Below are 12259 nucleotides of genomic sequence, written 5' to 3' on the forward strand. Positions count from 1 at the left end.
AATATGTATTTTTTATTTTGCTTCAATTGCTAATACTTTTTCAATAAAATCATTTTCTATAGCATCGTTTAAGAAGAAAATAATCATTTTTAACATTTCAGTTACTATTAATTGCCAATCTTTTTTAGTAATATTTTTATATATATGGGCAGTATCAGTCTTTCTATTTGCTTCTTCAAAACTAACTTCACCAATATCAGAAATGATTTCTAAATTTTTCGGATCAAATATCCATCTACCGTGAACATATGAATTTCTCAAACGATACATATGCGTTGCTAAAGATGAATATGAAGAATTACTAACATTAAAAATTTTGAATAGCTCAGGTGGAAGTTCATTACTTCCTTTATAAAATTCAAAGGCATTTTTTATTGAATCTTCCTCATTTGGTTTAACTTTTACATTCTTTTCAAGTAAATACGACAAATAGACAATATTATTACTTGCAGGTTTTATATCTGAGTAGAGTTTTCTATAATAATAAATTGGATATAAACTCTCGATAATTTTATAAAATTTAAAAAAAGAGTCTCCCCAAGTAGGTGATACTATACCTTCTAAGAGATGATAATAATTTATATGGATTAACTCTTTAGTAAGTTCTAATAGGCTACTTAAAATATGTTCATTAAACGGTAAGGAAATAAGTATATTGGATTTTATGAATACATATGAAGATATTCGTGATATCTCATTTTCCAATTTTGTGCAGTCGACCAAGGAGAGGTTTAGTGTTAAAAAATAAAAATCACCAAAAAAATAAATAATATCCTCAAATTCTATATCTTCATCTGATGGATATAGAATTTTATCGTATAGTTCCATTGGATTGGCAGTTTGAATGGGAGATAATTCTAAATCACAAAGAGTTTGAAGATAAATGTTAAAATTTTTAGATCCTCTTGATGCAGATAAAAAAAGATTATCCTTTTGAAAAGCCTCGTCAAGCTTGTTCATTTCAGATTCTGATAAACCGAAGAATCCAATATTAAGAATATCAATATTGGTTTCATTTCTGAATATAAATGAAGTTACCCTTTCGTTAATTACTTCGCTCTCTATGAATTTGAAATTTGTCTTATCGGGTTCATCACTTGAATGAATTCCAATACTATGTTTTACATTATTGGGTTTTTCTTCCAGATAGTTGTAAAGAGATGTTAGTTCATTTAAAACATACTTTTTTCTATTGTCATAGCTTCGTTCATTCTTGTGGATTTTCATAATTACGCTGCTCTCCAACAAACTGCTAAAGTAGGTTCATCAAAAGAGAAATCGTTGTGGAAAATAGTTCCAAAAGCATTTGTGAAAAATTTTCTTTCGAAATCGCCTATTTTACTAGTTACAACATCTAGTTTTTCATTTAGCGTGTCAAATTCAAGAAATTCATCCAATAGATTAATGTTGGGAGCATCGAGGTATTCGAATAGTTGCTGGTATTTTTTCTTTACTACCAACATTCTATCCTCGTATACACTATCATTTTGCTTAGATCCCGGGAGGCCAAAGACATACTTACTTATTGAAGTTACAAAGCCAATTCTTGCAGGTTGACTAGTAAATAAGTCTTTGCCATCTCTGAATTTTTCTTTATCGTGTTTAGTACTTCCTTTATATGAAAAAATTAATTGATCAAATTTTACTAGTAATTCTAGAGTTTCATAAAAGAATTTATTAAATTCAAAAAATGATGAAGCTTCAATTACATCCAATCGAGCAAATTCATCTGTAACTGAGTCTTTTGTGTCAATGTTTTCAGATCTAGCTGCAAAGCACAGAAACATTTCGATTACTTTATCTGCGGGAAATTGCCCAGCTCTTGATCGCTTGCTGTTCTCATCTTGTTTGATTAATTCAATACCCGGTATATTTTCTGAAATATCGTTAATTAAAGATGAATAAATTATTTCTACTTGTCTACGCAAGTTCCAAGGCATTTGTCCAGTATTAAGGACCAACATACGATATAAGAGATTGTTAGTATTTTTAGCAACCCAAAATTCAACACGTATTTTTCTTTCGAAAAAGTCCTTCAATTTTTGATTATCGCCTATTTCCTTAAGTTTTTGAACAGCTTCTTTAAATGCTGTGGTCCGTTGCATTCCATCGATCAAAGAAAGCATATTTTTGTATTCTTTGCTGCTTTTCATAAGAAAGTTAGTTACTTGTGCATCATTTTCTGATTGTTTTGATATCACGCCTAATACTAAGGGGGGGAGTACTGCACCTTTTATTATGTCATCAACCATTCGATCGCGTATTTTTTTTCCTGATTTTGTTCTAATAGCTGCCCTTTGACCTGAAATATTTCCTTGTTCTCGATAAACATTATCCACCAATTCTAAATAATTCTGTATGGTCATTTCGGTCATTACTGAATAGCAACCAGACCTGTTATCGTATAATTTACTAATAATATTCATATTTTCCCCCAATCTTTACTGTCAGCATAATTTTTTTGTTTAGTTGATAAAATCCTATATTTACAATCTTTATTAATGAGTTTTTTTACCGAAGACCTATGAATAAAAGTTTTTACGCTACCGTATCATCCTCAACCGCCAACACTTCCAAAGTCGTCTCCAGTTCGCGTTTCTTCTCAGCCAAACTTTCCATGACATCCTCGGTGCTATCCTGCAGCTTCTTCAGGTTTTCGATATTCTTCTCAATGATAACTTTCGTTCCCCAATCGGAGAAGAGGTTGTCGAAGAAGATGTCGAGGGCGCGCTGGGTGGAGGAGATGGTCTCGAGGTCGCTTTCGAAGACGAAATCCAAGTCGCGCAGCTCGCGCGCAAAAGTATAGACGGTCTGTTCAAGATGCAGCAGCGAGGCTTCAGCGGCATCCAACTTGTCGTGCTTCAGGAAATCCAGGATGAGGCTGCTGTCGGTGATCAGATCCCAGGTCGAAAGGACATCGGCGGCATCGAGACCGCTGATGATATCCGATAGGGATTCCAGCACCGCGATTCCGGCTTGTTCGGCTTCGTTCGTTTCGCGCCATTCGTGCTGAATGGCCAGAATCTGTTGTTGGCGCTCGCTGACGACTTGGTTCATGTTCGGATGTTTGCGCAGGACGTCTTCCTTGATGTTGCGCAGCCGCAGCTTTTTCTCTTCGATGTCCGCTTCGACTTCCTTGACTCTGCGTGCGGCGGCGATCTTCATCGCGTAGGCCTTGTCGAACTCGACTTTGGCGCCGATGATTTCGCGGTACTCTTTGTCATAGCGGCGGTCGAAGTTGCCGAATAGTTTCAGGAGGGTATTCGAGAAGCTGTCATTGCGCAGCCGTTCGAGGTCGCGGTTCTCCTTTTCCAATGTCGCAGTAGCTTTTTCCAGTGCTTCTTGGTATTTCGAAAGATTCTCCTCGGCGTTGAAAAGCTTGCGGGCCAACGACCCCAGCTGGAGCATCAGTATTTCATATTCCATTCCGACGTCCATGTAACCGCCTCCTTCCTGTTGTAAAAAAGAAGAGCCAACCGCAGGGATTCCCGAATGCCGACTCTTGTTTTTTTGTTATTGCGGTAATGAAGGGTGTTGCTTATTTGTTAAGGGCAGCTACCATCGCTTCAGAGAATTTTTGCAGGTTCGCGATGTCCTCTTCTTCGGCGTTCAAGTCGATTTTGACATTTTCTGCGCCGATTGTTGCGCCGAATTTTTTGAATTGCGCTTCGAAATCATCGACTGCTTTGCAGTAATATTCATAGAACGTATCCCCAGATCCGACGACGCCGGCAATTTTGCCTGTGAAGTCGACATCTTCCATCTCTTCATAGAAGTCCATGAATTCGTCCGGCAGGTCGCCGTCCGTTCCGTAAGTGTAAGTCGCGATGATGTTCATGTCATATGCCAAGAAGTCCTCCGGTGCAGCTTGCGAACATTCTTTTACTTCCACGTCAACGCCCAATGCTTCCAATTGGTCTGCGACGATATCGGCGATTTCTTCGGTGTTTCCTGTCAAACTTGCGTATACGATCAATGCTGATGCCATTGTGTTTCCCTCTTTCTTCTCACGATTGCTTTCTATTCAAAGTATACCAAAGTTCCATCCGCTTGGCATCAAATAATCGCAGAATTGCGACAGGGTGTTCTGCGGCCGCGCAACTCCGACGAGCGCGGCCTTCGCAGGAGCAGAGGCGGTGAGGGTATTCGTACCTCCGACGAGAGTCTGTTCGTCGGAGGTACGAATCCGCGCCCAGCTCCGGCCAACATTCGATTGCAGGAGGAAGATGAATACCGAAGATCCCACCTCCGTTGAGAAGGGCGCTCACCGGAGGAAAGCACCAACTCCTACCAGGCACGCCTTCTCCGGAGGTGAGGCGAGCGCAAAACGCTCACCTCCGAGGAGGACTCGCTCGTCGGAGGACAGACTCTGATTACGCGCTCAGCTCCGGTCAGAGCCCGGTAACAGGAGGAAAGCAGATCATCGGAACCCCAACTCCGACGAAAGCCCTTTTCGTCGGTGCCGAAAGTTTGTGCAAAAGTTTTTTAACATTCTCGACACATTTCCCTTTACAAATTATACCTACCGGGGTATTATTGTCAGCAGATAACCGAAACTTAAAAACTTTGTGAAATGAGGATTTTATATAATGAAACGTAAAATTGTGATCATCGGCGGTGTAGCCGGCGGGGCGACTGCAGCGGCACGCTTGAGAAGATTGAATGAAGAGGATGAAATCGTCATCTTTGAAAAGGGTGAATATATTTCTTTCGCGAACTGCGGCCTGCCTTACCACATCGGCGGCGTCATCCAAGAGCGCGATAACTTGTTGTTGGAAACAGTCGGCGGCATGGCGAAGAAATTCAACATCGGCATCAAGAACTTCAGCGAAGTCGTGAAGATTAACCGCGGCAGCAAGACAATCACAGTGAAACACGTCATAACAGGCGCTATAACTGAAGAAAGCTACGACAAATTGATCATCTCGACCGGCGCGCGTCCGATCAAACCGGCTATCGAAGGCATCGAGGACGCGCAGAACGTCTTCACGTTGCGCAACATCCCGGATATGGACAAAATCAAAGCATACATCAACGAGCATCAAGTGAAACGCGCGACGGTCATCGGCGGCGGCTTCATCGGCTTGGAAATGATGGAAAACTTATGGGAACTGGGCATCCACGTATCCCTTGTCGAAATGAGCGACCAGGTCATGGCACCGATCGACTTCGAAATGGCGCAATCTGTCCATGCCCATATCGACATGCATAACGTCAACTTGATCTTGAGCGATGGCGTCAAAGCCTTCGAAGAGAACGGCATGAAAGTTCGCTTGAACAGCGGCAAAGTGCTGAATACAGATATGACGATCCTATCCATCGGCGTGACACCTGAAAACGATTTGGCTGTCGAATCCAACTTGGAAACAGGCTTCAGAGGCGCGATCGTCGTGAATGACCAATTGCAGACATCCGATCCGGATATCTTTGCAGTAGGGGACGTCATCGAAGTGACAGACTTCGTCAACGGCAGCCCGACAGTCGTTCCGTTGGCATGGCCAGCGAACCGCCAAGGCCGCTTGGTTGCCGATCACCTGAACGGCATGGATGTCCGCTACAAAGGCACGATGGGAACTTCTGTTGCGAAAGTCTTCGAATTGACGGTGGCGGCAGCCGGAAACAACGAGAAAACCTTGGAACGTCTCGGCACCGACTATAAAGTTGTCCACATTCATCCGAACTCCCATGCTGGTTATTACCCAGGCGCGTCCCCGTTGGACATCAAATTGTTGTTCGGCTTGGACGGCAAAATTTTGGGTGTGCAGGCAGTGGGGATGGAAGGCGTGGAAAAACGCGTCGACGTCATCGCGACAGCCATGAAATTGGGCGCGACCGTCTATGATTTGCCGGATTTGGAATTGGCATACGCACCACCGTATTCATCCGCTAAAGATCCAGCCAACATCGCAGGTTATGCAGCTTCCAACCTTTTGGAAGGCATAGTCGATTCGTTCCAATGGCATGAAGTCGACGGCCTGATCGAAAGCGGCGCGTTCTTCCTGGACGTCCGTGAAGACTTCGAATTGGCGACCGGTGTATTGGGCGATGCCTACACGATTCCGTTGGGCGACATCCGTGCGCGCATGAGCGAATTGCCGAAAGACAAAACGATCCATGTGTTCTGCCAAGTCGGCCACCGCGGCTACAACGCAGCCCGCATCCTGATGCAGAACGGCTTCACCGTCAAGAACCTGGACGGCGGCTACAAAACCTACAAACAAGCGAACACTGTTTTAAATTATAAAGAAGAAGCGCCGGAAGAGGCCGTGCATGTGGAACCGACACACGCGAAGCCAGCCCAACCGGTCGGCAACACGATCCAAGTCGATGCCTGCGGACTGCAGTGCCCGGGTCCGATCCTGAAAGTGAAGGAGAACATGGACAAGATGGTCGACGGTCAGGAACTGATCATCGAAGCATCCGACTTCGGCTTCCTGGCGGACATCGCTGCCTGGACGAAGAACACCGGCAACACGCTGATCTCGAAAGAAATCGACGGCAAAATCGTCCGCGCTCACGTGGCGAAAGGCAAAGGCGGCGCAGCAGCTCCAGCGGAACCAACCGGCTTCAACCAAGCAGCATTGGCAGCCCAAGCGGCACAAGCACCTGTCCTGCAGGAAACGAAAGATGGCGCAACGATGGTCGTCTTCAGTGGGGACTTGGACAAAGCCTTGGCTTCCTTCATCATCGCCAACGGAGCGGCAGCTTACGGCAAGCCAGTGACGATGTTCTTTACCTTCTGGGGCTTGAACGTCATCAAGCGTCCTGAGAAAGTCAGCGTAGCGAAACGCGGCATGGAAAGAATGTTCGACATCATGCTGCCGAACCACGCAGGCCAATTGCCGATATCGAAAATGAACATGAGCGGCGTTGGATCGAAAATGATCCAAGCTGTCATGAAACAGAAGAACGTCGACAGCCTGCCGGTCATGATCGCCCAAGCGCAAAAAATGGGCGTCAAGATGGTAGCCTGCACAATGTCCATGGACATCATGGGCATCAAAGAAGAGGAAATCATCGAAGGCGTGGACTTCGGCGGTGTAGCAGCTTACATCGGCGACACGATGGATTCGAACTTGAACCTGTTTATCTAATCCAGCAACACAAATAAGGCTCCCGCCGCGGCGGGGGCCTTATTTGTGTTGACATTCAGTTGTTTTGGATGGTTGGTTCAGCCGACGAAAAACCAGGGTGTCGACTAAACGGAAAGCGAAGGTTACCGAAAAGCCGACGAAAAACAAAATCGCGTTCGCTCGACACCATTCCCCAATTGTCGGGCGAATGCCCAGGACGGTAGCACACCTGTAGCTTGTTCGTCCAAACAGAACCTCACAATTCAAAGTAGCAACAAGCCCCCGGAGCGACGCACGCAGTCGTTTCGGGGGCTTGTTTTGTATGAGGGAGGCATCTCTGCAGGTAAACCAACCTACGGTCGCGTATAATAGGCTGTATACAAAAACAATCGAAATCGGAAAAGGGGACAGATATGAAAGAGACTGTATGGGGAATGATCGGCTGCGGCGATGTAACGGAGAAGAAAAGTGGTCCGGGGCTCTATAAAGCGGACGGGTCCCGTTTGAAGGGGGTATACAATCGCACCGAAGCCAAGTCGCATGATTGGGTGAAACGCCACGGAAACGGTCAGGTGTACGCAACAGTCGAGGAACTGCTGGCGGACGAAGAAATCACGGCTGTCTACATCGCCACACCGCCGGCCACGCATTTCGACTATGCCATGCAGGTGATTGCGGCGAACAAGGTGCCGTTGATTGAGAAACCGATGGCGCGCACGTTCGAGGAATGCCAAGCGATACTGGATGCGGCCGAGGAAAAAGACTTGCCGGTATTCGTCAGCTTCTACCGCCGGGCGCTCGAGAAATTCCAGAAAATCAAGGAACTGCTGGATGATGGCACCATCGGCCAACCGCAATTGGTGGAAATTCGCCAATACCAGCAACCAGCCACTGAAGACTTCGACAAGGAAAACTTGCCTTGGCGGCTGTTGCCGGCTGCAGGAGGCGGGAAGGATCTGGATATCCAAGTGCATGTTCTCGATTATTTGACCTATTACTTCGGCGACATCACAGCGATGACCGGCATCGTCGAGAACCGGGCCGGACTCTATGAAGTCGAGGACACCGTGTCGGCATCCTTCCGTTTCGCGAACGGTGTCGTCGGATCGGCCGCCTGGTGCTATGTCGCGGACTTCGAACTGGATGAAGTGACGATCATCGGATCGGAAGGGACATTGGTCTTCGAAGGCACAAGTTTCGAGTGGATTCGCCTCATCAAGGACGGAGAAACAACAACCTACACTTTCGAAACGCCGGAGCATGTCGCCATGCCGTTTATCCAAACCGTCGTTGACGAACTGAACGGTAAAGCGAAAAGTCCGGCCGATGCCGCCAGCGCAACCAACGGCATCCGCATGTTTGATGTTCTATTGAAGGATTACCGTAAAAGATACGAGCGCTGATTTCAAGAAACCAAAAATAGCGAACAGAAAATCTAAAGGAGGGCCTCTATGTCCATCGGCTATGCCTGCCTCAACATCGGCACACCCAACACGAACATCCGAAGCCTCATGCAACGCAACGCGATCCCGGAAAGGCTGACGGAGGTGACCGCGCACAACCTCGCCGCCCTGGAGCGGATGATCGACTACAACCGCAAGAACGACATCAAATTGTTCCGCATCAGTTCGGATCTGATCCCATTCGGTTCGAGTCCGGTCAATGCACTTGCTTGGCCGGAAATCCACAAAGAAGCCTTCGACCGCATCGGCTCCAAGATCCGAAAAAGCGGTATGCGCGTCTCCCTGCATCCGGGCCAATACACCGTCCTGAATTCGCCGACCGAAGACGTCGTCGCGCGCGCCATCGCCGATCTGATTTACCACGACAGAATCCTGACCGCACTTGGGACCAATCAAACCAACAAAATCGTCCTGCATGTCGGGGGCATCTATGGGGATAAAAAAGAAGCACTTCAGCGCTTCGAACAGAATTTCCGCCGACTTCCGGAACCTGTCCAAAACCGGTTGATCATCGAGAACGACGATCGGCTCTACAACATCGAAGAGGTCCTCGAACTGGCGGACCGACTCCAGATCCCTGCCGTCTACGATAATCTGCACCATGCCATCAATCCGTCTCCTTCAGGAGGCGCCGATCCATACTGGATCGCCGAAGCCAAAAAAACCTGGAAAGAAGCGGATGGAAAGCAAAAAATCCATTACTCCCAGCAGGCGCCAGGCAAACGGCCCGGTGCCCATACCGATACGATCCACCTAGAGACTTTCCTAACTTTCCACGAACAGCTGGAGGACAAACAGATCGACATCATGCTGGAAGTGAAGGACAAAAACCTGTCCGCCATCAAATGCCAAAACGCGACGACAATCGCGCCAAAAGCATCACTGTTGGAAAAAGAATGGGGCCGCTACAAGTACGCCATCCTCGAAAGATCGCCGGCGATTTATCAAGCCATCCGCACATTGCTGAAGGACAAAGAAGCCTACCCGGTCCAAGAATTCTATCGCCTCATCGACAGCGCCTTCGCTGTAGAAACAAATCCCGGCTACGCCGAAAACGCCGCAGCCCACGTATGGGGCTACTTCAAGAAACAAGCGAATGAAGCCGAGCGCAGACAGTACGAAAAGAACCTCAGCAACTACCGGAACAACACAGGCACGCTGGCAACATTGAAACGCCAGCTTTTTAAGCTAGCTGATAAATATGACTCGGAATATCTGTTGCAGTCTTTATACTTCTATCTATGATATCCATAGAGTGGGATGTCTCTATCTTATTTGGTTCTTAACGGTCAAAGAATCAGCTGTATACTTCAATACGAATAGCCCTGCTAGGGTATGCGATATGGATTGCATACCCTAGCAGGGCTATTCGCAGTTTTCCTGGACACCCATTCAATCAAAGCATCGATACGCGGGAGCAGAACATGCCTAACTTTATCTTTTCTACAGGCATCGGATTGGCCATCCGCTTGGGCGATGTCATCAATGAAGGAGCCTTGTGGATGCCGCGTGCGATAACCAAATGGATGTCCAATGAAAAAAGGACACTTCTGCAAGATGGATTCGTCCATACTTTAGTGACGATCATCGTCTTGTTCTGCGCAAGCGGAACAGCGTAAGAGGATTATCAAAAAAACTGAGACTCTAGCCACCTCCGACGAAGATCCGCCTCATCGGAGAACACTGCTGTGCCAGCAGTCCCATCTCCGCCGAGCGGCTGTTGACCGGAGGTGAGCGACTCGCAAGCAGCGCACCTCCGTCGGAGTTGTCTTAACTGGAGGTAACAAGCGTTCCGGAAAAGTGTTACCTGAAATTATGATTATTGGAATATAAAATAAGATGGCGATCAGAAAAGGATTATAATAGAGGGCATGGTTTGCAAGAAAGAACTAACAAAGCGAAACTCTTGGGTGGGTATTGTATGATGCAAAATATTAAATATAAGGACGGTGCAATTCTTAAAAACACTAAATCGTAATTAAGCTTTTATTCTAATTTTCGGTATCAAAAACAAAAGGCTAGAATAGCGTGATTTCACAGTCTCTTCATAATGTATTCGTTTGCTTTCTTATCATTCGGCTTTAAAAAGTAAATTTTAAGTAAAACTTCAAAAAAAATTCTATTTTTGTGCAAAAACGGTTGTAGAAATGTTATCATTTAAAATACTGAAAGATATTTTCTTTATGTGATTATATCTTAGACACAATTATAAGAAGAAAAAAATAATTATAGGGGTGCTGTATGGAGTATTTGAAAGTAAAAAGAGTGATTGACTTAGTTCTTTCGGTATTGGCCGCAGTCATTTTATCGCCATTATTCTTAATTTTATTTATTGCAATAAAAATGGATACGCCGGGGCCAATCTTCTTTAAACAAAAGAGAGTCGGCATCAATAAAACGCATTTCAATATTTTGAAGTTCCGTACGATGCGTATCGATACACCCAAGGACACACCAACGCATTTATTAGGAAATCCAGATCAGTACATCACAAAGGTCGGCAAATTCCTGAGAAAAACAAGCCTGGATGAATTGCCTCAAATTTTCAATATCATCAAAGGCGAAATGTCTATCATTGGACCGCGCCCAGCATTGTGGAACCAGTACGACTTGATTGCTGAAAGAGATAAATACAATGCAAATGATGTTCGCCCTGGTTTGACCGGTTGGGCTCAAATCAATGGCCGTGATGAGCTACCGATTACTGTCAAATCTGAGTTGGATGGAGAATACATTCAAAAAATGAATTTCGCTTTCGATGTGAAATGCTTTGTCGGAACCATAACGAGCGTTTTGAAAAGTGACGGAGTTATTGAAGGCGGCACAGGAACACTAAGTGAAGGAGGTAATCAATAGAAATGAAGAGAATATTGCTTACAGGTGCCAATAGCTATATTGGCACCTGTTTTGAAAAATGGGTCTCACAGTGGCCGGAAGAATATCAAGTGGAAACTGTTGACACAAGAAATGGTGAATGGAAAGAACTTGATTTTTCTCCATACGACACGCTTTTTCACGTAGCGGGCATTGCCCACCAAGATGCGAAAGCTGATCAAGAAGAACTCTACTACAAAGTTAATCGAGATCTTACTATTGAAATTGCTCAAAAAGCTAAAGCTGAAGGAGTCCAGCAGATCATCTTTATGAGCAGCATGATTGTTTATGGTGCAAGCAGCAAAATTGGTGAAACCAAAATAATCACGAGAGATACAGTCCCGCAACCGGCTAATTTCTATGGGGACAGCAAACTACAGGCGGAACAAGGTATCCTTCCTTTACAGTCGGATGATTTCAATGTAGTAGTTATACGTCCGCCAATGATATACGGTAAGGGCTCAAAAGGGAACTATCCGTTATTGGCAAAGTTTGCTAATAAATCACCCATATTTCCAGATATCGACAATCAAAGAAGTATGCTTCATATCGATAATTTAACTGAATTTATTCGATTAATGATTGTAAATGAGGAAAAGGGCATCTTTTTTCCACAGAATGAAGAATATATAAAGACCTCAGAAATGGTAAGCTTAATAGCTGAAGCTAATGGGAAAAAAATCAGATTGATTTACCTATTTAATCCTACACTGAAAATATTAAGTAGAAAAGTAAACGTCATAAACAAAGTGTTTGGGAGTTTATTATATGATAAAGAAATTTCAATGTATAAAAAAAGTTATCAAATAAATAATTTGCGAAAATCAATAAATAAAACGGAGGGCTAGC

10 protein-coding genes are annotated in these 12259 nt (G+C 45.0%); 6 read left to right on the plus strand and 4 right to left on the minus strand.

Features of this window, described 5'->3' with window-relative positions:
* Window positions 1–12: 12 nt before the first annotated feature.
* The 4 genes from ACKPBX_RS11395 to ACKPBX_RS11410 all read right to left on the minus strand — a co-directional run bounded on the left by ACKPBX_RS11395 (window position 13) and on the right by ACKPBX_RS11410 (window position 3988).
* Complete coding sequence (locus ACKPBX_RS11395) at window positions 13–1227, minus strand: hypothetical protein (protein ID WP_319995435.1); 1215 nt, start codon at window positions 1225–1227, stop codon at window positions 13–15.
* 2 nt (window positions 1228–1229) lie between these two features.
* On the minus strand, window positions 1230–2426 hold the full coding sequence (locus ACKPBX_RS11400; protein WP_319995436.1) for a hypothetical protein: 1197 nt from the start codon (window positions 2424–2426) through the stop codon (window positions 1230–1232).
* Window positions 2427–2538: 112 nt separating this feature from the next.
* On the minus strand, window positions 2539–3438 hold the full coding sequence (locus ACKPBX_RS11405; protein ID WP_319995437.1) for a hypothetical protein: 900 nt from the start codon (window positions 3436–3438) through the stop codon (window positions 2539–2541).
* Between the two features lie 100 nt (window positions 3439–3538).
* Window positions 3539–3988 carry a flavodoxin gene (locus ACKPBX_RS11410; protein ID WP_140186521.1) on the minus strand — a complete coding sequence of 150 codons (450 nt, stop codon included), beginning with the start codon at window positions 3986–3988 and terminating at the stop codon, window positions 3539–3541.
* A gap of 601 nt (window positions 3989–4589) precedes the next feature.
* On the opposite strand from ACKPBX_RS11410, the gene ACKPBX_RS11415 reads away from it, so the two are divergent.
* The 6 genes from ACKPBX_RS11415 to ACKPBX_RS11440 all read left to right on the plus strand — a co-directional run bounded on the left by ACKPBX_RS11415 (window position 4590) and on the right by ACKPBX_RS11440 (window position 12258).
* Entirely contained in the window at window positions 4590–7094 is a 2505-nt protein-coding gene (locus ACKPBX_RS11415) for a CoA-disulfide reductase (RefSeq protein ID WP_319995438.1), read from the plus strand.
* 392 nt (window positions 7095–7486) lie between these two features.
* Window positions 7487–8476: a Gfo/Idh/MocA family protein gene (locus ACKPBX_RS11420; RefSeq protein ID WP_319995439.1), complete on the plus strand. Its 990-nt coding sequence runs from the start codon at window positions 7487–7489 to the stop codon at window positions 8474–8476.
* Window positions 8477–8524: 48 nt separating this feature from the next.
* Window positions 8525–9781, plus strand: a complete 1257-nt coding sequence (uvsE, locus tag ACKPBX_RS11425) for a UV DNA damage repair endonuclease UvsE (protein WP_319995440.1) — start codon at window positions 8525–8527, stop codon at window positions 9779–9781.
* A gap of 179 nt (window positions 9782–9960) precedes the next feature.
* On the plus strand, window positions 9961–10155 hold the full coding sequence (locus tag ACKPBX_RS11430; protein WP_319995441.1) for a hypothetical protein: 195 nt from the start codon (window positions 9961–9963) through the stop codon (window positions 10153–10155).
* Window positions 10156–10777: 622 nt separating this feature from the next.
* Window positions 10778–11392 carry a sugar transferase gene (locus ACKPBX_RS11435; protein WP_319995442.1) on the plus strand — a complete coding sequence of 205 codons (615 nt, stop codon included), beginning with the start codon at window positions 10778–10780 and terminating at the stop codon, window positions 11390–11392.
* Window positions 11393–11394: 2 nt separating this feature from the next.
* Window positions 11395–12258, plus strand: coding sequence for an NAD-dependent epimerase/dehydratase family protein (locus tag ACKPBX_RS11440; protein WP_319995443.1), 864 nt, complete (start codon window positions 11395–11397; stop codon window positions 12256–12258).
* Window position 12259 lies beyond the last annotated feature (1 nt).

The organism is Trichococcus shcherbakoviae, assembly GCF_963666195.1.
Taxonomy (GTDB): Bacteria; Bacillota; Bacilli; order Lactobacillales; family Aerococcaceae; genus Trichococcus; species Trichococcus shcherbakoviae.